The organism is uncultured Ellagibacter sp., from assembly GCF_934643285.1.
In the GTDB taxonomy this organism is placed as follows: Bacteria; Actinomycetota; Coriobacteriia; order Coriobacteriales; family Eggerthellaceae; genus Ellagibacter.
In genome coordinates this window covers 75,025-100,223 of the sequence record NZ_CAKUBT010000002.1, presented here as the reverse complement: position 1 = coordinate 100,223, position 25,199 = coordinate 75,025, and the positions used below count along the sequence as shown (strand labels likewise).

Below are 25,199 nucleotides of genomic sequence, written 5' to 3'. Positions count from 1 at the left end.
TTGGCCCGCATGACGCCTTAAGACCCCGCTATTTCCTGCCGAACCCGCCGCCCGTCGCCTGGGAATCCTCGCGCTTCGCGATTGCGGTATGCGCCGCCTGAAGCGAGTCTTTCAAACACTCGTTAATCGCCGGGGCCGCAGCAAGGCGCCGCACGCGCGCCAACGCGGTTTGGGATTTCGTCTCGTACCACGTCTGCCAAACAGCCGGCTGGGGCGCGTCATGGAACGACACCGCCTCGTCAGCCACGCCAAACTCATAGGCGAAAGGCAGAAGCTCTCCCCATTGCGACGGGGAAAGAGATACGGACTCGTCGAGTTTCTCCAGGTCGCGCATCCAATTGCGAAGCCCCTTGCAACGCGCAATCAGGTTGTTGCCGCTCTCAGTGCGCCTCGGAAGGTAGTTCGCGACGAGCGTCGTCACCATGGCGGTCGGAAGCGCAAGCACGGCGGGAATCGGGTTTATCGTGATGATCGCAATGGCGACCCCCGCGACAGCAGTCACGCCGGCGACGATGAGGAATACCTTTTGCGCGCGCTTGCCCGCAGCCTCGAAGAAATTGCGCTCCTCGCACGCCTTGCCAAGCGAGGCCTGCCATGCGCTCATCGACTCGATAAAAGCCTCAGGCTGATCGACTGCGCGTTGCTTCAGCTGGCTGAGCGAGCGGGAATCGCCGAGAGCGCTGTGTCCCATGAGAATCTCCAGCGCGGAAGACTCAAGCGCGCTGAGGCTTCCCGTCGGCGCTCCGAAGGCAACCGAGAGATACCAGGTGGGAGCTGCGTCTTTGGAGGGATCGCTCGCCTCGATGCACAGCACGCCCTTATGCGCAAGCCTCATCACCGTCGCCGTGAAGTCGCGCATGTCATCGTGGTTCCAGCGCCAAAGACGCCCTGCCACCGCAGGCTCCAAACCCTCTTCGGGAACTTCCCGATAGTACTTCCCCGAGAAATCAGACGGGTATTCTCGGCCCCAGCGGGCATAGGCGATCGCCGCCGCAGCCAGAATCGCCGCGCACGCGACAGCTATCAGGGCAAAGGTCGCGAAAAGAGCTTCCTGCTGGAAACTCCAAGAATCGGTCCACACCTTTTCCTCGGCAATCGCGTAATCGAGTCGCGCCGTCGCACGATTCGCGAGCATCTTCTTGCCGTCGAGATGCGTGAGCCACGATGCAGGGAACAGCACGTGGGCCGTTGCGTACTGGCCAGGGTTCACCACGTCGTCGTGGAGCACGACCGTTCCCGCCGAATCAACCGAGACCGTACCGTTTTGGGGACCATGCCCCCACGCTCGCACCGTGTCGTTCGGGATGACGGTCTCCCCTTGAGCGACGGGAAGCGTAATTGTCGCCGTGACGTTTTCCGAGACCACCGGCCAATCGAGAGAGACGTAGGTCCAGTACGCCTCGGAGATATCCTTGTAGGCGAGAACCGCATTCGTGATGGAGTAGTCGAGTTCCACGATTACGCGGGAATCGGTCACCTGAGGGAAAGCATAGAGCGTGTTCTTCGCATTGTCGTAAGCATATGTTGCCCCGCTGGAGGCGCCCCCTGCGAGCCATTTATCGGAAAACGAGGTGCTCGAAAGCGTCTTCCAGTCACCCTCGACGTTCCCGTCGGCGTCGGCTTGAGCAAGGCGCATGCCGTTGATCTGCACGCTCGCCGTTTCGGCAAGGCTGGTGAACGACCAGCCGACATATGCCGAATCGCCCTGGAAATCGAGGACGCGGTACTCGATGACCCGGTACGATCCATCCGTTTCCACCTGCATGGTGATGTCGGTTTTCGGGCTCGAGTACGAACCGGCAGCGAATGCAACGCGAGGCAATGCCGCCATCAAAGCGACAGCGAGCACGAGAAGACAAGCCGCGAGTACGGCGGCGAGGGAAACCGCTGGGCGCATCGGGGCGATAGTGCGAGCGATCGGGCGCGTCGGGGCAGCCAAAGGAGTGGTCCGACGCGTCACGGCAGCAGCGCAATCGGCCGAGCACGTCGGGGCGGCAGCACGAATGATCGGGCGCATCACAGCGCGCGATCTGTTCGCATTCATCCGCATAAGGCGCAGGCAAGCCGTTCGCCGCGCATCCTTTCTGTTTCTCACCGTAGTGCTCCTTGCATCTTTTTCCCGTTCACGGTATCATAGCAAACCGCACCTATTATAAGTGGAGAAGTGACCGAGAGGCCGAAGGTGCTCGCCTGCTAAGTGAGTATGCCCCAAAAGGGCATCTAGGGTTCGAATCCCTACTTCTCCGCCACGAATTGCACGGCCCCCGCAACCGCGGGGGCTTTTTTAGCTGGAAAGCGAATCAGCGAGAGAGAATTCACATAAGAAGAGCCCAGAAAGCTCCGCGCGGAAAACGCAAGCGGGACAGCGCCCACGGACGGCGCGAACAGCACGAGCGGTCTATTTCCTGAATCTCCACCATTTGAAGCCGGAGGCCTTCTCGGGCTTCTTGCGGTAATTCGGGTTGTTCTTGATAAACGTGCGTCGGCACAAAAGCGTCACGGCAAGGCCGATGAGCGTCGTCGCCAGGAAGCTTGCTGTGAGCTCGAGAACGTCGATGTTCCCCTCGAACAGCGCATACAGCGACGCCAGCGCAAAAAACGCCGAGAGCACGCTCATCAGGAACGTGAACAGCTTGATGAGAATCTCTTTCGCCTTCGTCGGGGAATACAGAAACATCGCGACCACATACACCACGCCCGCTACGAGCGCAAGCACGATGATCAGCGGAACGATTCGCGAAAGTCGAGCTAACAGGGGCATGGGCGCGCCTAACTCTGATCGGGCACGACGGCCGCCTTAAGCGAGCCGAACATGGTTGTTCTCGCCCACCAACCGCGCGATTGAGCCGCCGCGGCAACCGAGCACGCCACGTTGAAATCGCGGCACACGGCGAAAGTGGTCGACCCGCTGCCGCAAAGAAGCGACGCCTCGACCCCCGCTTGGCGATGCAGCCAAGCGCGAACGTCGGCAAGCTCGGGAAGCACGCTTTCGGCTGCAGGCGACAAGTTGTTCACCAGGGGAACGTCGCACGCTGTCTGCGCCGCCTCGGCAGCGGCAGCCGCATCCTTGTCAACCTTTTGGGGATTCCCATCGAAGGTGCGGTACGCCTCAGCGGTCGACACACCCGACTCGGGCTTGACCAGCACAAGCGGCTTTTTCATCGCTTCGAGCTCATGGTCGAACAGCTCGCCCGTGCCGGTGAAGCACGCGCAACCTCCATGGAGGAAGAACGCAACGTCGCTGCCGAGCTCGTGCGCAGCCTCCTCAATCAGAGGGTCGTCCTCGGGGATGCCCCACAAGCGAGCTGCGCCGACAAGCGCCGCCGCCGCGTCGGAGGAGCCGCCACCTAACCCGCCCTCGTGCGGGATGTTTTTCTCGATGCGAACGTTAATCGCGTCGTCGTAAGAGATATCAGCCTTACGAGCGAGCAGGTCAATCGCCTTGTACACGATGTTCTCGCGCACAGAAACGTTGAGGGGAGCCACTCCCCCGCGCGCATCGCAGCTGATCGAAATGAGAATATTGCCCGCAGGGCCAGCGCTCGCCGTGTTCGTTGGCGCGCCTTCTTCGGCGGATTCGAGCGCCGCGCGCGCGGCAACGATGTCGGCACGCTTCATGTATAGGATATCGTGAAGCGCCACGGCATGAAGGACGGTCGATACATCGTGGTATCCGCTATCACGGCGATCGCCGATGCCCAGAAACAGGTTCACCTTCGCCGGCGCCACAAGCTTAAGACCCGCGCCCTCGATCTGCGCCGTGCGCGCGATGGAGATCATATCGACCGGGATCTCGAGCGAGGCACGCTGACGACTCATGCATTCTCCCTGCTCAGGGGCGAGCGTTTCACGTGAAACGTTCTCGGCGGAGGCCTCGGCAGCTGAGCCACCCGCAACAGCCGCATCGGCGCGCACATCGGCGACCGTCACCCCAGTGCCGGTCCCCCCAGGCAAGCCGCCCTCAGCCAGGACAGCCTCTTCATTGCAAGCGGTTTCGTCAATCATTTCTTCCTCTTGTTCGCGAAAAATTCCTTCAGGAGCGCCGAGCACTCGTCGGCAAGAACCCCCGGCGTCACCTCGAATGTATGGTTCAAGCGCTCGTCGGCATTGACCTGATAGAGCGTTCCAACAGCCCCAGCCTTCGGGTCGGGAGCTCCGAAAACGCAGCGGGCAATGCGCGACTGATGCATCAGCCCCGCGCACATGATGCAGGGCTCGAGCGTCACGTACACCGTGCAATCCGAAAGGCGCCACGCATCGAGCGCGCGCGCCGCTTCCTGCATGGCAAGAAACTCTGCATGGCCTGCGGGGTTCTTCGTCGTCTCCCGTAAGTTGCACGCTCGGGAAATCACGCGCGGCTCAGCCAAGGGGCGCCTCGTCCCTCGGTCTATCGGCTCGTAGACCACCACAGCGCCGATAGGCACCTCGCCAAGCGATTCCGCACGTCGAGCCTCCGCGATGGCAAGCCTCATGTAATCTTCGTCGTTCATGCGCCCATTATAAGGCACAACAAGGCCCCGGCCAAAGGCGTTGCGCACGCGTTACGAGGAAAGGAAAGAACCTGCGCACTACCTTATAGTCGGGGCCAAAGGGTGCCCCGCGGCCACACGGGCCTCGATCGAGAGGCCCTACATCGCGTGATCGATTCGCGATGCTGGGGTGCTGCGGCCGCATCGGGGCTCATAGTCGATCAGTTACTGCCTCTTATCCCCCTTCTCCCTTTTGCGAAGCGCACCGAACGCCACAGCGCCGACAGCGCCCGCCGCGAGAATCGCCAGGGCTGCCACACATGCGATGGGCATCGCTGTGTCACCCGTCTTCGCGAAGCGCGCAGGGGGCTTGCCGGGCGTGCCCGGAGTTACTGCAGGAACAGGCTTCGTGTACGTGTTCTTGAACGTCGGAGGCGTTCCGTTAGGCCAGGTCACATTCGCGACCAGATTGCCCTTGCCGTCATCGGTCACAACAACGGTCACCTTGTACGAGCGGCCGTCGTAGGTGATGCCGGTTTGCCCGTCGTTCATCTCGACCAGCGTGAAGTCGTACGTTCCGACCTTGTCGAAGTCGATCGCGGGGAACTCGATGCGGCCGTCAGCGGCGTTCTTCGCCTCGTACGTGCGACCGTCGGCGCCCGTCAGCTTGAAGGTGAACTCACCCGCCGCGAGCGTACGACCCTCGAGGGTCTTCGTCGCGCCGATGATCACCGTCGTGCCCTTGGCCTTATAGGCGTTCTTGAAGACCGCCCCATCGGCGCCATCGATGGCAAAGTCAACCCTCAGCTCGTTGTCAATCTCCACAACATCGGCCGTGACCTGGTATGTCGTCGCGTCATAGGTGACACCGGCAGCCGTGGTGCCCGCACCAATCTCGCGCATCGTATAGATATGCGTGCCCGCCTCGGTGAACTCGATGTCCGAGAACACCACGTTCCCGTCAGCATCGTTCGTACCCGTAGAGACGACCTTGCCGTTCTCGAGCAGCTCGAAGGAGAACTCGCCCGCGATGAGCGCACGGCCCTCGAGAATCTTCTTCGCCACAGGAGCCGCGAAGATCGGGTCAGGATCGGGGATGACCGGCGGCGTGTAGGTATACGTGTTGGTGAAGGTGCGCAGCGGCGTGCCCTTCACGTAATCCTGCACGTTGGTCACGCGTGCCGTGACGTTGCCAGCGTTATCCCTGGTCACCGTAACTTCGAAGGTGAAAGCGGGGTTCGGGTCGTTCGCCACGTCGGCATGTCCGCCCGCCTTCTCGGTGATGGTGTAGTGGAACACGAGCGTGTTGGCATCAACCGTCGGATTGTCGGTCGTCGGGCCATCGCTCGCAGGCTTTGCCGCAGGAGCCGCCGTGGCGTCAGCAGCAGGAGCAGCTCCCGCGTCGGCAGGTGCGCTTCCCTCGCCCTTGGCAGCATCGCCCGCATCGGCGCCCGAAGCGCCGGCCTCAGATGCCGCCGCAGCGTCAGCCGCAGGGACATCGCTCGCTACCGCCTCGCCAGCTGCGCTCGCCTCGTTCGCAGCAGACTTAGCAGCAGGGGCGCTGTTGATCACGATAGGACCGTTGTCGAACAGGCTCGCGCCAAACGTGATTACGCCGAAGTCGACCGACCCGTCGGCACCGTTGTGCACCGTCGTCGCCGTCGGCATCGGAGCGTTCGCCTCCGCAGCGGTCAACGTGAAGGTGAACAGCCCCGTCATATCCGGCATTTCGACCGCGGAGTTGTTGACGAAGCGCTTGAACGCGTTCACGGGAATCTGATTGTCGTCATACTCAAAACCGGCGACGTTCGTAAACTCGCGCGTGTTGGGCGTGGTCGTGAGCTGGGCTGTCGCCACAAGCTTGCCCGTATGGACGCCGTTTTCGTCAAGGTCGGTTACTGTCACCGTAAACTCAGCAACGTTGCTCGAGTACTTAATGCCACCGATAATGTGCCCAGCGTTCGCCTCGGTCACGCGGTACTTGTAGACGCCAACCTGGTTATAAGTAATGTCCCCGAACGAAATCGGGGCATGGCCCGTAGCAGGGTCGACCATATCGGCGTCAACCGTCACGATGGTATCGCCCGGCAGCGGAGCGCCCATGGTCAGCGGCTCGAGAAGGAAGCTGAATGCGTCATTGGCTTCCCAGTCGCGCCCCTCGAGTACCTTGTACAGCCCGAATCCCGCCTGAGTATCGAACACCGCGGGGTCAGCCACATAGGCGTTCGTGAAAGAGACCTTGTTGCCAGTCGCGCCATCGACCGTAGTCGTGATCACGAGCGCGCCCGCGTTGTCGGAAGCAACGTTGATCGCAACGCTATGAATCGTCTTGTCATACGTCATGCCAGGCGCCCCAACGGAAGGCACGTTCTCGTACACATCGAAGGTGAACGTCTTGCCCGCGTCGTCCTGCGTGAAGCGCAGGTCGGTGAGCAGGGTCGCCTCGTAAGCGACGCCCGCGGCACGGGGCTCGGAATTCACGAACGTGCGCGTACCGTCGCCGCCGAGCAGCGCCGCAGCAGCGTCATTGGTGCCAGCGATGTGGAAAGTGAATTCGCCTTGGCCCATATCGCGGCCGTTGAGTGTCTTGCTCAGGACGAGTCCGGCGTAGTCGCCTTCCGCCGTATAACGGTTGGTAAAGTCGAGCGAGTTCTCGACCGTACGCGTTGCCGCAAGCACGCCGTTGTTGTCGGTCACCGTCACCACGATTGTGGCGGTATGGCGATCGAACGTCATGCCCTGGGTGCCATCATCAGGGATCCGCTGGCTGTTCCACGAGTTCTCGCGCACCATGAAGGTGTACGTACCCGGCTTGGTGAACGTCGCATCGCCGAAGGAGAAGTTGGCCGCTTGGCCGTTCGTTCCTCGCAGCGCGATCGCATCGGTGCTCGTCAGACGAACAGCGCCGTTCGCGATGGCAGACTGCGTCGCGTCATCGGCGGGGAGCAGCACGAACCCGAAGGTCTCGTTCGGGAGCATGTCGCGACCGGTGAGGATCTTGGTGCCCGCCGCAAAATCGGCAGCGGGAACGCTCGCGGATTTGGGCGTGTAGGAATTGCGGAAGGTTGCGAACGACTCGGCCTGAGAGCCTTGCGCCGCGTCGGCAAGCCGGTAGCTCGCCGTCCACACCACGACCTGCTCGTTGTCGACTACCTCGCTCGTAATGTCTACCCTGACGACCCACGTGGACTCATCGTAGACCATCCCAGTCTGCAGCTGGGACGCGTCAGCGTCGGCAACGTTGATCCAGTTGCCAGCACCATCCGGCACCAACTCGGTGATGCGATACTCAAACGACTCGCCGATCATATCGCCCGTGAAGACGATGTCCCCGAACGTCACGCTGCCGTCGGCGTTAACCGCACCGATCGGGTTTGCGGGCATCGGAGCGTGATCCGTGACCGGCTCGATGAGGAAGTTGAACATACCGCGCGCAAGGGGATTCGCACCCGAGTTGTCGGTGTATTCCTTCTTCACCGCGGGATTCCACTTCGCTTCCCTCGCGGCGAACTCGTTGGTGAACGTTGCGGCATCGACGCCGTCATCGGATTGGATGCTTGCGCCGTCGTCGTCGTTGATCTGCACCATGATGCTCGACACATTCAGTATGCCCTGATGGATGGCGTTATCGCCCTGCCCTGCAAGCACATCGGTCACCGTTACGACCACGCGATAGCGCGCCTGCGACAAGGACATGCCAGCTCCGGCGCCCACGGTCTGATCCTCGCTGATCTCATAGACGTACGTGCCGGGCTTCGTGTACGTGATGTTGCCGAACGTGCCAGCCGCATAACCGCCGTCAGCCAGGTCCTGCTTGGTGAGGGTAAGCGCGCCAACAGGTTCGCCATTCTCGTCAAGCGGCATCGGAGCGTTGTCGGTCGTGGGGGTAAGGATGAAACGGAAGGCGTCGTTGTCGGTCCAGCTACGACCGGTCAACACCTTCTTGACGGCAAGGGCATCGCCGCCATCGAGCGTGCCGCTCGGGCGATACGCGTTGGTGAACTCAACCTTCGCCTGTGTACCAGTAGCAATCGCTCCCGTCGCAGCTTGTGGGTCGTTGTTTTCCGCAGGAGCTATCTGATCGAAACCAGTCGTCGGCTGCTCGCTGACCAGGTACTCCCAACCCCCGCTCAAGCCACGAATATAGAGCGTCTCGCCGTCCTTGAGCGAATGCGTCGCCTTGCCGTTGTTGTCAAACGTGATGGTGAACGCGTCGCCCACCAGCTCGCTGTTCGCATCGCGGACCTCGGCGGGGAATTTCTGCCCCTCCGCCTTGTCAATCTCGATGTCGAACGTGAACGTGTCGTTGACAAAATCGGCACGATTGTAGCCCTCGGGGACGACCAGCGACTTGGAGATAGCCAGCGTGCCCGGTTTCTCGATGACAAGTTTTCCGTTATTGCCCAGATGGCAGGCGACATTGCTGCCCGACCACACAGGATTGAGCACCGTCTTCGCTGTCGTCGTCAGGTTAGCTCCCTTGGGCGTACGCAGCTCGTTGATGTAGGTGAAGCGCGGAGTACCCGCCTTGAACACCGCGTTGCCGGAAGCGTCAGTGCCGATATAGCCAAGCCACGATTCGGGAATATTGCTCGAGAACTGAATAGCGCCCGACTGCAGCGTCGCCTTCCCGTTGCCAATCTCGTACCAACTGCGTTTGTAGTAATAGGTGCCGTCCGCGCTCAATGCGCCCTTGGCCGGCACCGTGCACTCCTTATCCGTGTAGATCGGCGTTTCCTCTGTCATGTAGTAATAGCTGTTGGACTTTGCGGGGGTGAACGTCGCCGTAACGTCGCCGTCTTCCCCACCGTTCCACTTGTTCGCATAGAACGCCACGCCGTCGTCAGTCGTGTTTGCCTCGATGTAGGCGGCAAGCGTCACATCGGGGTTGGCCAACGCGCTCTCCATGCCCTCCTTCACGCTCGACTCGAAGAACACGCGAATAGGGAACGTCATGTCGACATGGCCCGTACCAGCCGATTCGTCAACCTGGAAATGACGCAGCGGAATGAGCGATGCCGGAATTTTCACTTCGACGAGGTCGCCCGTCGCGAGATTATCCGACTTGGTCACCGTGATGACGATCGAGCTCAAATTGCCCGAAGGATAGAGCACGTTGCCCGCTTCGCCCGAGAACGTGTACGTGTCGACTTTTCCGCTCGTCGATTTCACCGGATTTTGGAACAGCTGCTTCGCGAACACGATCGTCGTGAACGAATCGACCTTCATGTAGTCGCCGAGCTGGTCGGTGAAGGTGATGTACCCCGAAGTCGAGGGGTCATAGCCCTGCTGCACTTCGGTGGGAAGGCCCGTCGAGCTTGTGATCTCCTGGGAAATCTCGTCGAAGAGGGTCTTCAGGTCGGCCGCGTTCGAAGCCGCTTTGTAGAAATCGGAATCGGCAGCACGCGCTCCGAAGTTCCAGACCCATCGGCCGGACTCCCAAGGCCATTGGCCATTCTGCCATGAATAGCTTGCCGTAGGATAGTTGCTCGAAACGGCATGCATGAATTTGTTTTCGTCACTGGTTCCGCTGTTCGCGGGATCGGCCACGGGATTCGCACCGCTGAAGATGCCGACGGAGTAAATGGTCGCCCCCGCGTCCTTCATCGACTTGGCAGCGGAGACGGCATCGCCCGCCACTCCGTCTTCGAAACCGCTGCTGCTCGTTGGCGAACCGTCGGTGAAGAACACCACAATCTTCTTGGCGTTCTCGCGACCCGACTTCTGGCCAGCCGCAAGCTCCAACCCATAGTCGGCCCGCGTCGAACCGGCGGGGCTGATGGCATTGACAGTCGACTTCAAGTCGTCCGCCGACGAGCCGACGCACGAGGTCAGGTTCTTCATCACCTGGCTGAAGTTGTAGGTGTACCCGCCCTTGCGATAGGTACCGTTACCAACCTGATTGCTTTTATCCCCCGAGAACTTCACGAGCGAAACCTGATGCTGCTGGGCGGGGTCGCTTATGTTCGCGTTCTGCTTCGCGATCTCGTCGATGAACGAGTTCGCCGCAACCTTGAGCGCGGCGATCCTCTTCGTGCTGTCGCCATTGCCCATAGGATCGTCCATCGAACCCGAAGCGTCGAGCACCAGCACGATATCGAGCGGCTGCGCGATCTTCGACTTCAAGTTCGATGTGGACGAAAGCGCCGAGAACGCCGTGAGGAAGTCCGCCTCGGGGCTCTTCGCGATCGTCATCGTCCCGTCCGCCCCCGTCAGGACAACGTCCTCAGTCGACACCGTCTTGTCGGTCCAGATGCGGCCGACACTCTGAGTCGAATAGTCCAGACCCCAGTCCCTCCACGAGCTTGCTGTGTTGGGGTCGGCCACTGTGTCCTTATCACCTGCGGCATAGGGCGTGGTTCCTGCGCCCGACGCGCCCGATCCCGCAGAAGCGCCTTCATCGGCGAACGAGAGTGTCGGCATGCCGACAGTCAGCGCGAGAAGCGCTGAAAGTAAGATGTTACGAATCTTGGTGCGTTTCATGATGAAACCTCCGTCCCACTTGTCTCGGGGTCTTCATGTGCTCGATACTGTCTCGCGCCAGAAACGGCACCCTTCCTATTCCCGTCTCCATTCATTTCTCCTCTCCTCGTATACGCGCATCGACTTGCGCACTCCTACCCTTCCATCATGAGGGGAAGCAAGCGAGAGGGTAACGTTCGTAGATGCGCAAAGGGGGTTTCGTATATACGAAACCCCCTTTGTGAGTTTTACCCGTCTATTCGCATCGACGGTCCGCATTTTCGAAAAGGAATAGGACGCGAAGCATCCCAATTTGCGGCGATTTCGGCGACTCGGCCAAAATGTCCCCCTTGAAAGGGTCGTTCACGATATCGCAATCACCTACCCCATTTTCAACCTGTATAATGACGGTCAGAGGAAAACTGTTCAATCAAGAATCGGAAAAGACTTTTTATGAACGCCATTGCGAAAAATACCTTTGTCGCGATGGTTTCGCTCGCGCTTTTCTACTTCATTTTTCTCGAGAGCAATTCGTTTTACCTCTCGAGCATGTCGTCCTTTTCGCTTGAGCCTGGGTTCGTTACAACAATTGTCCCGATAATGGGCCTCAATGCCTTGGGATTCCTCTGCTATCCGCTCTACAGCTTGAAGCTTTCTCGAAGAAAACGGCGGGGAGTGGCTCTCGTTTTCGCCATCCTCTGGGTTGCAAGCCTCATCGTTGCAGCGACGGTCTCCTCGCCTATCGCGATTGTCGGGGCTGGTTACCTCTCGTTTTTCATTATGGGCGTCCTCGGCGGCGGTGCTTATTTTGGCGTGGCGATGATGCTTGCGCGAAGCGATCGCCTGACCACGTGCGTCGCGCTCGCTCATGCCGCAGGGATTCTCCTTCATCTGATTTGCTTCCACATTCCACTGGGAAGAGCGGGCGACGCAGCCTTTTTAGGCCTTGGTATCATCGCCTTCTCGCTCGTGGCGCTCTTCGGTTGGCCGTCGCTTCAAGCCCCCCGCGAAGGAACAGTAGTCGACAGCGTGGGCAACCCGATATACCCTCGCAAGATTCTCGATCTTCAGGAAGCCGCCGCACCGCCCAATCTTCAGGAACCGCGAAGGTTCGCTATCCAGCTTGTCGCGCTTACTATTCTGCTCGCGGTGCTGTTTAACGTCCTCAACAGCGTAACTTCACTCGGAACCCCCTGGGTCAACCAGTACGCCGAAGTCTGGCCGCGGCTTGTTGTTGCGATCTGCGGAGTCGCTGCAGGCGTCTTCTTCGACATTGATCGCCGTCGCCATATGGGAACGGTGGTTCTTTGCGTCGCATTCCTCGCAATGGCCGCAGCGCTCGCCGCGGGGTCGGGCTTGAATATCACGGTCTGCCGCGTTGTGTTCTACGCAGGATCGGGGATCTTCGCTGTTTTCTACTTATCACTGTTCATCTGGCTCGCGGCTTATATGAGAGTTCCCCAACTTTGGGCGGGAATGGGGAAGGTTATCAGCAACGTTGTCGCGCTGGTCGTCACGATTCCTTCGGCCGCCCTCGCGCAAGCCAATGACCAGGCGCTCACTTCGCTCGCCTTTGTGCTGTTCGCGGCTGTTCTCATCTTGATGACGCGCGCAGGGATGCTCGCCCCCGACTATGAAGAGCGCGTCTCATCGTATTCCAAAAAGTCGGCAGGCTCCGAAGAAACGCCCGATCATGAGAGCGCGGTTGATACCGACCAAGAACCCCCCGAGATGGCTCCTCCTCGAAGCCCCGAGGAGACTCTTGCGGCATTTTGCGAGTCGTATGGCCTCACGAAGCGGGAAAGCGACGTTCTCGCTGCAGTGGTCTCGGATGAGCGGCCGCTCAAGCACGTCGCAGCAGAGCTGGGCGTCGGGCTGCGAACCGTTCAACATCATCTCACTTCGCTGTACAAGAAGACGGGCACCCAAACGCGCACCGGCCTGACCGCGCGTTTCATCGAGGAGTCGCAAAACGGCGCGCAAGCAAAGGAGAGCCGCGAGGAGTAGCCCAGCGAGGCAACGAGGAGCGCGAGCGCAAAAGATGCCAGCGGCGAGTAAGCTCGAGCGGCGAAGGTGCCAGCAACAAGTGGCGCGAACAGCGATGACGAAAGCGACGCCATCGCGGAAGCAACCTTTCATCAAAAGGCCTGACGGCATTACCCATCAGGCCTTTCATCTTGCAATTAGTTGAATCCGAAGCGTGTTCGCGTCCGTTGCGCGCTAGCCGATCTTGCAGACCCAGCCGTGCTTGTCCTCGAGGGCGCCGTCCTGGATGCCCGTGAGCGTTTCGCGAAGCTTCTTCATCACCGGGCCAATCTCGGTGCAACCAGCGGGGAAGACAACTTCCTGGTCGGCGCCGTTGACCTTGTTGTCGATCTGGCCGACTGGGGAGATGACCGCCGCAGTGCCGCACAGGCCGCACTCAACGAACTCGCCGCCGGCAACTTCTTCCCAGGTGACATAGCGCTCGTCGACCGTCATGCCCAAATCCTTCGCAACCTGAACAAGGCTGCGACGCGTGATGGAAGGCAGGATGGAATCGGTGTGGGACTTCGGCACCACGAGCGTGCCGTCCTCCTTCACGAACAGCACGTTTGCGCCGCCCGTTTCCTCAACGTAGGTGCGCGACTCGGAGTCGAGATAGAGGTTCTCGGCATAACCGCCGCGATGCGCCTCCATCGTCGGGCGCAGCGACATGGCATAGTTCAAGCCCGCCTTGATGTTGCCCGTGCCATGCGGTGCGGCGCGGTCGTACTCGGAGACGCGCAGCTTGATCGGCTTCAAGCCGCCTTTGAAGTACGGGCCGACCGGCGTGACCAGGATGCGGAAGGCGTACTCGGGAGCGGGGGCAACGCCGATGACCTCGCCCGAACCGATCATGAACGGACGCACATAGAGCGTAGCGCCCGAACCGAACGGCGGAACCCAAGCGGCGTTCGCGCTGACGACAGCCTTCACGGCCTCGATGAACTTGTCCTTCGGGAAGCCGGGCATCTCGAGACGCTCGGCAGAGGCGAACATGCGCTCGGCGTTCATGTCGGGGCGGAAGCAGACGATCGAGCCGTCCTCGGTGGTGTAGGCCTTCAGACCCTCGAAGACCTCCTGGCAATAGTGGAAAATGCCCGCGCACTCGGAAAGGTGCAGGTCGTGATCGGTGGTCAGGCCGCCCTCATCCCATTCGCCATCTTTCCAATGCGCTTCAAAGCTGTAGTCGGTCTTATGGTAGCCGAAATCGAGGCTGCCCCAATCCAGGTCTTTTTTCTCGACGGTCATCGTTTGCTCCTCATAAATACTGGCGCGAATTCATATACGCATCTTGCACGATACAACGAACTTTAGCCGCGTAAAGCAAAATTTGCCGAACGGACATATTGAACTGCTATGAATAGGGAGCTTGCGCTTGGACGGGGGTTGGAACGAGCGCGACGGGCGCAAGACGAGGCACCGTCGGGACGTGCGCACAAAGGAGACTTGAAGAATTCCGACAGATGGCGCCGCGACAATCAAGCACCTGATATAATCTGGTCTCACTGGAGGAATGGCCGAGTGGTTGAAGGCGGCAGTCTTGAAAACTGTTGAGCCGCAAGGTTCCGTGGGTTCAAATCCTACTTCCTCCGCCAAGTCAACACACGCCCGATGCCCTCGGGCGTTTTTCATTTCCGTGAGAAGGATTTGAACCGATGAGGTGGAATTCCGGCCCGCAGGGCAAAAACGCTCCAGTGAAGCGTTTTTAGGAATTCGCCCGACCGAGCTTGCGAGGGAGGGGCTGCGGCCGCGGAGCGGACGCGAAATCCTACTTCCTCCGCCAGGTCAACACACGCCCGATGCCCTCGGGCGTTTTTTATGCCGTCAACGCAGATGAGCCCCGCTTGTCGCGAGGCCCATCTGTGAGGCTACATCTCAAAGGGAACGCCGTCGCGTTCACACTGCAGCTTCTTCTTGCGCATTTGGCAGATGGAAACGGCCTTGCCGTTGTAGATGTTCATCTGCTTGTAACCACAGTTTCCATAGCCACTGCAAGCTCGGCACTTCAGCTGATCGAGCGTGAACCCGTCGAGGTCCTCGTCGGTCATAAGCCGCACATTGCCCTTCGGAAATTTCGGCGGCATGCGCACCTCCTCTCCCTCTTCCAACTCCTCCTGGTAAGGGCATTATAGCGCCCTTACCAACAAAAACTAGCGCTCGGAGATCGGCGTGTACGGACGGCTTCCGCTGCGCGTGCTCTTGTATGCCGGGCGGATGATGCGCTTACCCGCAACGATCTCCTCGAAACGGTGAGCAGCCCAACCCGCCATGCGGGCGCAGGCGAACAGGGGGGTGTACAGGTCTTCGGGAATCCCCATCATGGAGTACACGAAGCCAGAATACATATCGATGTTCGCACACATGTCCTTCTTCGTGCCGCGCTCGCGCAGAATCACCTCAGGCGCCAGGCGCTCGATGCTCTCGAGGAGACGGTATTCCGCCTCGAATTCCGTTCCCTCGGCGAGCTTCTTCGCATACTTCTTGCAAATCATGGCGCGCGGGTCGGACAGCGTGTACACCGCATGCCCCATGCCGTAAACCAGGCCCGACTTGTCGTAGGCCTGCTTGTTCACGATCTTCGCCAGGTAATCGGCGACCTCGTCGTCGTCTTCCCAATTCGACACATGCTGCTTGATGTCGGCCTGCATTGCTCTGACCTGGTGATTCGCACCGCCATGCTTCTTTCCCTTAAGAGAGCAGATAGCCGCCGCGTACACCGAGTAGGGATCGGTGTCGGCCGAGGACATCACGCGCGTGGTGAACGTGGAATTGTTGCCGCCGCCGTGCTCGGCATGCAGGCACAGCATGATGTCGAGCATGCGCGCCTCTTCCGGCGTGAACTCGCGATTGGGACGAAGCATCGACAGGATGGTCTCGGCCGTCGACTGGCCGGGGATGAAGCGATGCATGATCATGGAGCCGTTGTGGTAGCGCGCCTGCTGGGCGTAATAGGTAAGGACCATCATGCGCGGCACGCGCGACATGAGGGAAATTGCCGTGTTGATCTCGTGCTCGGGAGAGCGGTCCTCCGCGTCGGGATCGTAGGCATACAGAAGAAGAATCGAGCGGGCCAGCACGTTCATGATGTCAGGCGGGGTGTCCTTCAGGATCATCGATGCGGTGAAGCCGTCGGGCAGCTCGCGCTGCGCATCGATCGCGGCGATAAAGGTGTCGAGTTGGTCTCGCGTGGGCAGCTCGCCGAGAAGGAGCAAGTAGGCTACCTCCTCGAAGCTGAAGCGCGTCGTGGAGCTTTCCTCGCCGAGCAGGTCGGTGATCTCGTAACCGCGCAGGCGCAGCGAGCCCTCGTCCGACAGCTTGTCACCGTCGGAGAGCAGATAGCCGTGCACGTTCGAGATGTTCGTCATGCCCGCGAGCACGCCGGTGCCGTCGGCATTGCGCAAGCCTCGCTTCACGCGGAACTTCTCGTAATAGGATGGGTCGATGTAATTGATTCTCTCGAAGTGCTTATAGAGATCGATACGCTCGTCGTTCATGCGCGTCACCTTTCATTCTCGTTTCACCATGATAACGCCTTGCAACGCTTGACCACCCATCGCTCCCGGGATTCGGCAAATCTGCGCGAGAATGTAACCTGGACGCAATAAGAAGAAGGGGCGCACCAGAAAATGCAGCGGTAATAAGTAAGACGAAACGGCCTCACGAGCAGGCGATTCGATTTCGCCTCCATTTTTTGAAAAAAGTTGTTGACACCTTCCTCATCCACTGGCATAATATCCGTTGCTGTTTAGAAGTGCGCCATTACCTCAGCTGGATAGAGGGACTGACTACGAATCAGTACGCCGGGGGTTCGAATCCCTCATGGCGCACCATTTCAGCTTATTACTCCGCAACGATTGGGCCACCAACACGTGCGGTTTTTTTATTGTTGGAGGAAAGGTCCGTACTTGAAGGTTCGAAAACATAAGCCTCACAGTATGTAACCCTTCGGCTCCCCGCGTCGGCAGTCGAGGGTCGACTGCAATGCGCCAGGCCTGACAAAGATTTTACCTGGGAAAATTCCCCCGAGTGGTACGATTCCAAAGCACGGCCTAACGGCGCATCAGAACGTAAGGGAGCGCCATGCTTTATCTATCCCAAATGCTGGGGAAGCCCGTTGTGGATTCCGCCGGCGAGAAAATCGGCACGATCTCCGACCTCGCGATCTCAACTGGCGAGGTCTTCCCCCGCATCACAAGCCTCGCCTTCCAAGGGCCGGGCAAAGTGCCCTTCATGATTTCCTGGCGGAAGTACGTCGACGAGTTCGACGACGAGGGCATCAAGCTTTCCGTCGATTCGCCCGACATCCGCTTCAGCTACCTGCAGCCTGACGAGGTACTTCTCGCGCGCGACCTCATGGATCGCCAAATCGTCGACACCCAGGGGCTTAAGGTCGTGCGCGTAAACGACCTCAAGCTCTCGCAGTCGGGCACGCAGTTGCGACTCCTCGGCGCTGAAGTGGGCATTCGCGGCATCCTGCGAGGGCTTGCCCCCTGGCTCGAGCGCGCCGTCGTCTCCGTCGCGAAAACCTTCCACAAGCAGATCGACGAGCGCATCATCGCCTGGAACTATATGGACCTGCTCGACCGAGACCTCTCGGAAGTGCAGCTGTCCGTCACGCACAAGCGCCTCGACGAGCTGCATCCCGCCGACGTCGCCGACATCTTGGAGCAGCTCGATCCGCAGCAGCGCGCGAACGTCTTCAAGCACCTCGATGAGAGCCAGGCGACCGAAGCCATCTCCGAGATGGAAGACGAGTACCAGGCCGACTTCATCGAGGACCTCGACGACGCCAAGGCCGCAAACGTCCTCGGCAACATGGACCCCGACGACGCTGTCGACATCGTCCGCGACCTGTCATACGAGAAGGCAGAAGCGCTCTTACGCCTGATGGGCGTAGAAGACGCCGCCGAGATTCGCCGACTTTTAGGGTACAAGGACGGCACCGCGGGCGGCATGATGACCACCCAGTTCGTCGCCGTGCCGGAAACCTTCACCGTCCGCGAGACGATTGAAGTGCTGCGCGAGCTGCCCGAAGAGCACCCGACGGTTCACTACGTCTACGTGCTCGACGAGTACGACAAGCTCGTCGGCGTGCTGTCGCTGCGCACCCTCGTCCTAACCGACGACAGCAAGGTCATGCACGACATCATGTACACCGATCTCATCACCGCCTCGCCCGACGAGACGGAAGACGACGTGGCGGCGGACGTCTTCAAGTACGACCTCCCCGCAATGCCCGTCGTCGACGAGCGCGGCAAGCTTTTGGGCATCGTCACCACCGACGACGCGTGGGATGCTATCGAAGACGACGTGAGCGGCGACAAGACGAAGAAGAGCGTCCTGCTCGGCCTGGGAGCCACCGCAGCGGCTATCCTCTTTTTGGTACTCTACACGCTCGTGCTGTTCCAAATCATCGGTTACTCCTGGAGATAAGCCATGGTGTTCGGAAAGAAGAAAGCGGACGCCGCGAAGGGCGCGGCAAAGACCCTTGCCCCCATCCCCGGCAAGGCCTTCGGCGTCAGCGGCAAGCAGAAGAAGGCGACAGGGGCAGCGCTCCCCGACAAGACGACCGCTTTGGAAACCGACGGCCAGGACGGCAAGAAGAAAAATCGGCTGCTGCTCATCCTCGCCGCGATGGGCCCTGGCATCGTCACCGCCATGGCGGGCAACGACGCGGGCGGCATCTCGACGTATTCCACGGCGGGCGCGAAATTCGGCTTCACGACGTTGTGGGTCATCCCCATCATGTGCATCCTGCTCATCGTGGTGCAAACGACCGCAAGCCGCATGGGCGCGACCACCGGCAAGGGCTTTGCTGCGCTCATCCGCGAACGATTCGGCATTCGCCTCGCGGCACTGGCCATGTTCGCCCTGCTCGTCGGCAATGTTGCCACCACGTTCTCCGAGTTCGCCGGCATTGCATCGGGCATGGAGATGTTCGGCGTCTCGAAGTACATCTCCGTTCCGATCGCTGTGGTGACGGTCTGGCTGCTCATCGTCGGCGGCAGTTACAAGCGCGTGCAAAACGTGTTCCTCGCGCTGTCGTTCGTCTTTGTGACCTACATCATCGCGGCGGTGCTCGCCGGGCCCGACTGGAACGACGCCCTCACCTCGACCGTCGTTCCGCAAATCACCGGCGGCGTAAGCTGGATATCGCTCGTCATCGCGATGATCGGCACGACGATCGCCCCATGGATGATGTTCTTCACGCAAAGCAACGTCGTCGAGAAGGGCACCACGACCAACGAGCTCTTCGAGCAGAAAATCGACGCCGTATCGGGAACCATCGCCGCCTGTCTCGTCGCCTGGTTCATCATCGTGACCACGGGAGCTGTGCTCTACCCGCAAGGCATCGAGGTCGACAGCGCCGAGGCGGCAGCACGTGCGCTCGCCCCGTTCGCCGGGCAGTACGCTGAGGCTCTCTTCGCCATCGGCCTGGTCGCAGCCTCGTTCCTTGCAGCCTGCGTCCTGCCCCTCACCACGGCCTTCGTCATCTGCGAGGCATTCGGCTGGGAAGCGGGCGTATCGTTCAAGTGGCGCGAGGCGCCCATGTTCAAGAGCATCTTCACGTTCGTTATCATCATCGGCGCCGTGGTCGTGCTTATCCCGAACGTCAACCTCATGGGAATCATGCTCACGGCCCAGTTCGTAAACGGCATCATCCTGCCCGTGCTCCTCGTGTTCATGGCCATCATCGCCTCGGACAAGCACATCATGGGTGCCTTCAAGTCGAGCCGCCTCTCGCAGATTCTCATCTGGGTGACGGTCGCCATCGTGACCGTGCTCACCGTCGCGCTCCTCGTGATGCAGGTGCTCGGCATCGAATAGCGCGTGCCGCCCGCAGGAAGCGAATCCCACTAATCGGGAAGGGCTGGCAGCGCAATTGCCATTGCACTGCTATATCGTTCAGAAGGATTATTTTACGAATAGGTCTATTCGCGTTTTTTAATATCTTGAAATAGAATTATTCTAAAGAAGCGGTTCTCGAGCGCAAAATGGCGGCCTCTTCTCGGAAGCCGCCATTCTCACATAGCACTCGGGACGTGGGTCCCTCAAGCCGCTATTTGCCAATGAGAAGCTATGCCGTCTCGCCCTTCTTCACGCCGAAATTCAGCTTGTGAAGCGTAATCACGGCAACGACGATGATGACCGCGCCAAGCGCGAGAGAAATCCACGGATTGCCCGTGAAACCAGCCACGATGTAGCCGATGAAGCACGTAACCATGACGAGCGTTGCGTAGGGAATCTGCGTGGCAACGTGACGCAGGTGGTTGCACTTCGCGCCCGCAGAGGAGAGGATCGTCGTATCGGATATCGGCGAGATATGGTCGCCATAGACTGCGCCCGCAAGCGTCGAGCCGACTGCCACGAGGAACAGCGGGTCGTCGGTGGGGAACACGCCGATCACGATGGGGAGGATGAGCGCGATCGTGCCCCAGGAGGTGCCCATGGCGAAGCCGATGAACGCCGCCACCAGGAAAATAATCGCAGGCAGGAGGGTAAGCCCCACGCCAAGCCCGTTCAGCACGCCGCTCACGAACTCGCCCGTGCCCAGCATGTGACGGCACAGGCCGCCCAAGCTCCATGCCAGAACGAGGATCATGATCGCACCGACCATCGAGCGCACGCCTTCGGAGATGCCTTCAACAAAACCCTCGAGTGTCGTGAGCTTGCGCGGAAGGAACATCGCAGCCGCGACGACAAGCGCCACGCAAGAGCCGATGCACAGGCCCGTCACCGGGTCCTCGCCGACGGCGGTAGCGAAGTCGACGCCCTCGAAGAAGCCGCCCGCGTACATCATGCCCAGAATCGAGAACACAATCAGCACGACGATGGGAACGATCAAGTCGAACACGCGACCGTTCTCGGAGATGTTGAGCCCCTTGTACTCGTCGATGGCGCCCGATGCCGCGTCGTCGATGTCGGCCTCCTCGGTCACGACCGACGGCACACCCGGATGGTCACCTTCGTACGCTTCCACGTTCTTCTCGGAAAGGCGGGTCGCCGAAACCGCCGCAAGGGCGCTTCCCTCGCGCGGGATGTCGTCGACATCGTGCCCCTGGGCGCAGGCTTCCTCGGCCGCACGCATCGAGCCGTAATCGAGCTTCGTGATCAGCATGAAGAACACGAAGAAAATCGTGAGCAGGGCGTAGAAGTTATAGGGGATAGACTGCACAAACGTCGAGAAGCCGTCTTCTCCCAAATAGCCGCCCACGGCAACCGCCCAAGAGGAGACCGGCGCGATGATGCACACAGGCGCCGCCGTGGAGTCAATGATCCACGAGAGTTTCTCGCGGCTGATATGGAAGCGGTCGGTGATGGGACGCATGACCGCGCCGACCGTCAGGCAGTTGAAGTAGTCGTCCACGAAGATGAGGATGCCGAGAACCGCCGTGAGCACCGACGCGAGGCGCGCGTTCTTCACGTGCTTCGACACCCACTCGGCGTAGGCGCGCGAGCCGCCGGCGATCGCGATGACCACCGTGAGCGCGCCTAATAAGGCAAGGAATAGCAGCAGTGCTCCGTTTTCGGCGATCTGCGTCGCCATCATTCGTGGAACCATGGTGAACGCCGCGATGAACTGATCGACGCCAACCCCCGCGAGAGTGAACTGGTAGATCACCATGCCCATAAGTACGCCGATGGTGAGCGACGAGTACACTTCCTTAGTGATGAGCGCGAGCCCGAGCGCCAAAAGCGGCGGCACGATTGACCAAGCGCCCGTACTGATAAGGTCGAAACCTTCCACAGGAACCCCTTCGTTGTGGGCGGATACTTCCCCTGCATAATTGCAGGCCGTTTCAGTATGCCTTGATTTTTCGTCGGCGCGGCCCACATGTGCGTTTTTTTCGGAGAATGAAACAAGGTTTGCGGGCACTCTATACTTGCAGGCATGAACACGAAAGCAGAAATCAGGAGCCTCGTCATCGCGCGGCGCAACGCCATCCCTGCCGATGAGCGCATCGCTCGCAGCAAAAAAGCGTGCGAAGAACTCGAGCGATACTTCGGCCGCATCGTTGCACCCGGGGCTCGTATTGCCGTCTACCACGCGCTGGGAAGCGAGGTCGACATCGCTCCGTTCGCGAAAAGCGCCCTCTTGCATGGGTGGACCTGCGTCTTTCCCGTCATGGTGCGAAGAGGCGGCGACGTCAAGGCCCGCATGACGTTTTGGGATGTCCCCCTTGACGGCACGCGGCGCGCCTTCTTCGACAAACCCGCGCGAGTCATTGCCCCCGACGACCCCTCGCTTGCCGGCTGTACGCCATGCGGCCCACGAGAAATCGACGCCGTTGTCGTTCCGATGGTCGCCTTCGATGCGGGCAACATGCGCCTCGGCTACGGCGGCGGCAACTACGACCGCTTCCTGCGCGAGCTTCGAAGTGACGCCGTCGTGTGCGGCATCGCCTTTCGGGAACAAGAGGTCGAGGCAGTCCCGACCGAGCCGCACGACCTCGCCTTGCCGAAGATCATCATCGCCTAAACGCAAGAGGAGACCGCTTGCTTGTCGGTCTCCTCTTGCGTAATTAACAACTCGTGCGAAGCCCTTCTCAATCGGCCGTGAAACCAGGCCAGCTATTCCGCAGAAGCCGCTTTCGCTTCCCTTTCCTTTTGCAGATGCAGTTCGCGGACGTACTCGCGATCGATTGCACCCTCCGCGCTCGGCGGGTTCACGTTGAGGGGCACCGGCTTGGTGACGAGGCTCACCAGCGGCACGATGACAAGCGAGAGAATCATCGCGATGGCGCCGCAGTTGATGGGGCTCGCGATAAGCGGCGTGCCCACGAATCCCAAGATCATGTTGCCAGTCGTGAGGCCCACGCCCACGATGAAGCTCGCCCATACGGCGGCCTTCGACACGCGGCCCCAGTAGAGGCCCCACAGGAAGGGACCAAGGAACGCGCCGGCGAGCGCGCCCCACGAGATGCCCATGAGCTGCGCGATGAACGTGATCGAGGAGTGGTACTGCACGAGTGCGAGCGCCGCCGAGATCACGATGAACACGATGATGAGCACGCGCATCGTTGAGAGCTGACCCTTCTCGCTCATATTCTTCACGACGTTACCCTTGAGCACATCAAGTGTCAGCGTCGAAGAGGACGTGAGCACGAGCGAGGACAAGGTCGACATGGAAGCGGAAAGCACGAGCACGATGACGATGCCGATGAGCAGATCGGGCAGGGTAGAGAGCATCGTGGGGATGATCGAGTCGTAGATAGGCTGGCCGTTCGCACCCATCTCGACCTGGCCAGAGTACAGGCGACCAAACCCGCCCAAGAAGTAGCTGCCGCCCGCAACCACGAAGGCGAACAGCGTCGAGATGATAGCACCCTGTTTCACCGCGGGGCCGCTCTTGATGGCGTAGAACTTCTGCACCATCTGGGGAAGTCCCCAAGTGCCAAGACTCGTAAGAATGCACACGCCCAGAAGGTTCAGCGGGTCGGGACCGAACATGCTCACGAACGGGCCCGCCATGTCAGGCGCCAAATCGGAGGACATCTGCGAAAGCTCGGTGATCGCGGGCATGAAGCCGCCGTTGTTGAACAGAACGGCCACGATGACGGCGATGATGCCGACCAGCATGACGATTCCCTGCAGAAAGTCGTTCATCACCGTGGCCATGTAGCCGCCAACTACGACGTAGATGCAAGTCACAACGGCCATGCCGATAACGCACCACTCGTAGGGCAGGCCGAACGCCATGCCGAACAAACGAGACAGGCCGTTGTAGACGCTCGCTGTGTAGGGGATGAGAAAGACGAAAATGATGGCCGCGGCGGCAACGCGCAGGGCCTTCGAGTCGTAGCGGAGGCCGAAGAATTCCGGCATCGTGGTAGCGCCCAGGCGATGCGTCATCTCGCGCGTGCGCGGGCCGAGCACCCACCAAGCAAGCAGGCTGCCGAGAATCGCGTTGGTGATTCCCGCCCAGAATGCGGCGATGCCGTATTTCCACCCGAACTGACCGGCGTAACCGACGAAGACGACAGCCGAGAAGTAGCTCGTGCCGAATGCAAAGGCGCTCATCCAGGGGCCGACGCTTCGCCCGCCGAGCACGAAACCGTCAACGCTTGCCGTCGAGCGGCGGCAGTAGATGCCCACGCCCACGGCAACGCCGATGAAAATGAGCACCATGCATAGTTTTGCAATCATTGCTGTTTCCTAACGATTCTCAAATGGTTTCACGTGAAACGTTTCCCATACCGAGTTTGAACAGGGAAAACATGGAAGGCGCACACGACGCGAGACTTTTCTTGTCAACCTGCGCGCCCATGCGCGCAACGAGCCAGGCCTCGTGTGCTAGAGATATCGATAGGAATAATAGTAGTAGAGGGGTGCAGAAAAGACATCGGTCGCAGCCGATGCAACAGTGTGCGCAATATGTCCCTCACCGAAATTCATGCGGCTACTCTATCACACTATAGCGCTCGGAAAGGCGGGAAAATCGAAATCCTACCTTTTCGAACGAGATTCGTCCGCGAGCGCGCGGTCCCCTCTCTGCCGCGCGCGGGGACAGTCACGCAGCATCAAAACTTCTCGCCAAACACCAGACTATACATCTTCCTTGCTACGGGGCCGACAAGCGCCACATTTGCGGTAAGAGCAGCCGGGAGAGTTGTCACGTACGTGAAAGCCCACAGCGGCAGCAAGTCTTGCGAGATACCGGCAGACAGCAGAGATGCAAAGAACGTCATGAAGGGAACCATTGCATTTACCTTGCAAAACGGGGTGATATGTGAGGCGATCCATCCAGTAGGAGACGCTTTTTTCCGAACAAGCGGCATCAGCACGCGCTTCGCAACGACGTCGCCAATCGTAAGGGAAGCAACAAATGCGATAGGCCAGCGAAGAAACATTCCGGAAAGCCAGTCGAAAAGGGTGAAGTTGAACCAGGTGTGCAACGCGGTGTTGTACAGGCTCATAAGCGTTACCATGCCGCCCGTCATGAGCAGCGCAAAAGTGAGCTGCTTGTGAAGCGGTCGTTTTTTCGTGGGGGCTTTTGCAACAGAAACATCACCTGTCGCATTTTTGTCAATATCGGGTGCGGAAACAGGAACAGCGGCGCCAAGGCGCACACTGCTTGAAGGCATGCTCAAGTCAGTCATGTGCGTGAATCTCTCTCTTCAATTAGTTTGGATTTCGCTAATTAACATACCAAAGAAAAAAGTAGATTCGAGCGCTTCACAAAACAGCCGAATTCTGCGCGGCGAATGGGGGAAAGCGCGCTGTAAATGGGAGAACCCTTGC

Annotated in this window: 15 protein-coding genes and 3 tRNA genes; 7 read left to right on the top strand and 11 right to left on the bottom strand. The window is 59.9% G+C overall.

Going from position 1 to position 25,199, the window contains the following annotated elements:
- Positions 1-28: 28 nt before the first annotated feature.
- Positions 29-2,017: a DUF2207 domain-containing protein gene (locus Q0I65_RS01905; RefSeq protein WP_296059554.1), complete on the bottom strand. Its 1,989-nt coding sequence runs from the start codon at positions 2,015-2,017 to the stop codon at positions 29-31.
- A gap of 141 nt (positions 2,018-2,158) precedes the next feature.
- Between Q0I65_RS01905 and Q0I65_RS01900 the strand changes: the two genes are divergently transcribed.
- Positions 2,159-2,249, top strand: a tRNA-Ser gene (locus Q0I65_RS01900).
- A 149-nt stretch (positions 2,250-2,398) separates the two neighbouring features.
- Here Q0I65_RS01900 and Q0I65_RS01895 read toward each other — a convergent pair.
- From Q0I65_RS01895 to Q0I65_RS01880, 4 genes are all read right to left on the bottom strand, one after another.
- Positions 2,399-2,761, bottom strand: coding sequence for a guanylate cyclase (locus Q0I65_RS01895; protein ID WP_296059161.1), 363 nt, complete (start codon positions 2,759-2,761; stop codon positions 2,399-2,401).
- An 8-nt stretch (positions 2,762-2,769) separates the two neighbouring features.
- The gene (locus Q0I65_RS01890; protein ID WP_296059159.1) at positions 2,770-4,005 is read right to left on the bottom strand and encodes a 4-(cytidine 5'-diphospho)-2-C-methyl-D-erythritol kinase; all 1,236 of its coding nucleotides are present in this window, start codon (positions 4,003-4,005) and stop codon (positions 2,770-2,772) included.
- A complete protein-coding gene (locus Q0I65_RS01885) occupies positions 4,002-4,490 on the bottom strand; it encodes a nucleoside deaminase (protein ID WP_296059157.1) in 489 nt (162 codons plus the stop codon). The genes Q0I65_RS01890 and Q0I65_RS01885 overlap by 4 nt, the downstream gene beginning before the upstream one ends.
- Before the next feature lie 204 nt (positions 4,491-4,694).
- Positions 4,695-10,952: an FctA domain-containing protein gene (locus tag Q0I65_RS01880; RefSeq protein WP_296059155.1), complete on the bottom strand. Its 6,258-nt coding sequence runs from the start codon at positions 10,950-10,952 to the stop codon at positions 4,695-4,697.
- A 654-nt stretch (positions 10,953-11,606) separates the two neighbouring features.
- Here Q0I65_RS01880 and Q0I65_RS01875 point away from each other — a divergent pair.
- Positions 11,607-12,938, top strand: a complete 1,332-nt coding sequence (locus tag Q0I65_RS01875; protein ID WP_296059153.1) for a helix-turn-helix transcriptional regulator — start codon at positions 11,607-11,609, stop codon at positions 12,936-12,938.
- A gap of 213 nt (positions 12,939-13,151) precedes the next feature.
- Here the strand turns inward: Q0I65_RS01875 and Q0I65_RS01870 are convergent, their stop codons facing one another.
- Positions 13,152-14,204, bottom strand: coding sequence for a branched-chain amino acid aminotransferase (locus Q0I65_RS01870; RefSeq protein ID WP_296059151.1), 1,053 nt, complete (start codon positions 14,202-14,204; stop codon positions 13,152-13,154).
- 259 nt (positions 14,205-14,463) lie between these two features.
- On the opposite strand from Q0I65_RS01870, the gene Q0I65_RS01865 reads away from it, so the two are divergent.
- A tRNA-Ser gene (locus tag Q0I65_RS01865) sits at positions 14,464-14,551 on the top strand.
- A 273-nt stretch (positions 14,552-14,824) separates the two neighbouring features.
- Here Q0I65_RS01865 and Q0I65_RS01860 read toward each other — a convergent pair.
- Complete coding sequence (locus tag Q0I65_RS01860) at positions 14,825-15,040, bottom strand: hypothetical protein (RefSeq protein ID WP_158049958.1); 216 nt, start codon at positions 15,038-15,040, stop codon at positions 14,825-14,827.
- A 66-nt stretch (positions 15,041-15,106) separates the two neighbouring features.
- Positions 15,107-16,450: a citrate/2-methylcitrate synthase gene (locus Q0I65_RS01855; protein WP_296059147.1), complete on the bottom strand. Its 1,344-nt coding sequence runs from the start codon at positions 16,448-16,450 to the stop codon at positions 15,107-15,109.
- Positions 16,451-16,709: 259 nt separating this feature from the next.
- Between Q0I65_RS01855 and Q0I65_RS01850 the strand changes: the two genes are divergently transcribed.
- The 3 genes from Q0I65_RS01850 to Q0I65_RS01840 all read left to right on the top strand — a co-directional run bounded on the left by Q0I65_RS01850 (position 16,710) and on the right by Q0I65_RS01840 (position 19,784).
- Positions 16,710-16,786: transfer RNA gene (locus tag Q0I65_RS01850), tRNA-Arg, on the top strand.
- Positions 16,787-17,036: 250 nt separating this feature from the next.
- Positions 17,037-18,389, top strand: coding sequence for a CBS domain-containing protein (locus Q0I65_RS01845; RefSeq protein ID WP_296059145.1), 1,353 nt, complete (start codon positions 17,037-17,039; stop codon positions 18,387-18,389).
- A gap of 3 nt (positions 18,390-18,392) precedes the next feature.
- The gene (locus Q0I65_RS01840) at positions 18,393-19,784 is read left to right on the top strand and encodes a divalent metal cation transporter (RefSeq protein ID WP_296059143.1); all 1,392 of its coding nucleotides are present in this window, start codon (positions 18,393-18,395) and stop codon (positions 19,782-19,784) included.
- A gap of 250 nt (positions 19,785-20,034) precedes the next feature.
- On the opposite strand, the gene Q0I65_RS01835 is transcribed toward Q0I65_RS01840, so the two are convergent.
- Entirely contained in the window at positions 20,035-21,705 is a 1,671-nt protein-coding gene (locus tag Q0I65_RS01835) for a Na+/H+ antiporter NhaC family protein (protein ID WP_296059141.1), read from the bottom strand.
- 144 nt (positions 21,706-21,849) lie between these two features.
- Here Q0I65_RS01835 and Q0I65_RS01830 point away from each other — a divergent pair, with 144 nt between their 5' ends.
- Positions 21,850-22,437: a 5-formyltetrahydrofolate cyclo-ligase gene (locus Q0I65_RS01830; protein ID WP_296059139.1), complete on the top strand. Its 588-nt coding sequence runs from the start codon at positions 21,850-21,852 to the stop codon at positions 22,435-22,437.
- Between the two features lie 92 nt (positions 22,438-22,529).
- On the opposite strand, the gene Q0I65_RS01825 is transcribed toward Q0I65_RS01830, so the two are convergent.
- Together Q0I65_RS01825 and Q0I65_RS01820 are read right to left on the bottom strand one after the other, a co-directional pair.
- Positions 22,530-24,104: a sodium:solute symporter family protein gene (locus Q0I65_RS01825; RefSeq protein WP_296059137.1), complete on the bottom strand. Its 1,575-nt coding sequence runs from the start codon at positions 24,102-24,104 to the stop codon at positions 22,530-22,532.
- Between the two features lie 374 nt (positions 24,105-24,478).
- Positions 24,479-25,057, bottom strand: coding sequence for a DUF2798 domain-containing protein (locus Q0I65_RS01820; RefSeq protein WP_296059135.1), 579 nt, complete (start codon positions 25,055-25,057; stop codon positions 24,479-24,481).
- Between the last annotated feature and the right edge of the window lie 142 nt (positions 25,058-25,199).

Coding starts and splice junctions, on each gene's coding strand:
- Q0I65_RS01830 (WP_296059139.1), top strand. CDS start 21,850: ATGAACACGAAAGCAGAAATCAGGAGCCTCGTCATCGCGCGGCGCAAC.
- Q0I65_RS01845 (WP_296059145.1), top strand. CDS start 17,037: ATGCTTTATCTATCCCAAATGCTGGGGAAGCCCGTTGTGGATTCCGCC.
- Q0I65_RS01890 (WP_296059159.1), bottom strand. CDS start 4,005: ATGATTGACGAAACCGCTTGCAATGAAGAGGCTGTCCTGGCTGAGGGC.
- Q0I65_RS01860 (WP_158049958.1), bottom strand. CDS start 15,040: ATGCCGCCGAAATTTCCGAAGGGCAATGTGCGGCTTATGACCGACGAG.
- Q0I65_RS01840 (WP_296059143.1), top strand. CDS start 18,393: ATGGTGTTCGGAAAGAAGAAAGCGGACGCCGCGAAGGGCGCGGCAAAG.
- Q0I65_RS01885 (WP_296059157.1), bottom strand. CDS start 4,490: ATGAACGACGAAGATTACATGAGGCTTGCCATCGCGGAGGCTCGACGT.
- Q0I65_RS01820 (WP_296059135.1), bottom strand. CDS start 25,057: ATGACTGACTTGAGCATGCCTTCAAGCAGTGTGCGCCTTGGCGCCGCT.
- Q0I65_RS01895 (WP_296059161.1), bottom strand. CDS start 2,761: ATGCCCCTGTTAGCTCGACTTTCGCGAATCGTTCCGCTGATCATCGTG.
- Q0I65_RS01855 (WP_296059147.1), bottom strand. CDS start 16,450: ATGAACGACGAGCGTATCGATCTCTATAAGCACTTCGAGAGAATCAAT.
- Q0I65_RS01825 (WP_296059137.1), bottom strand. CDS start 24,104: ATGATTGCAAAACTATGCATGGTGCTCATTTTCATCGGCGTTGCCGTG.
- Q0I65_RS01870 (WP_296059151.1), bottom strand. CDS start 14,204: ATGACCGTCGAGAAAAAAGACCTGGATTGGGGCAGCCTCGATTTCGGC.
- Q0I65_RS01880 (WP_296059155.1), bottom strand. CDS start 10,952: ATGAAACGCACCAAGATTCGTAACATCTTACTTTCAGCGCTTCTCGCG.
- Q0I65_RS01905 (WP_296059554.1), bottom strand. CDS start 2,017: ATGCGCCCGATCATTCGTGCTGCCGCCCCGACGTGCTCGGCCGATTGC.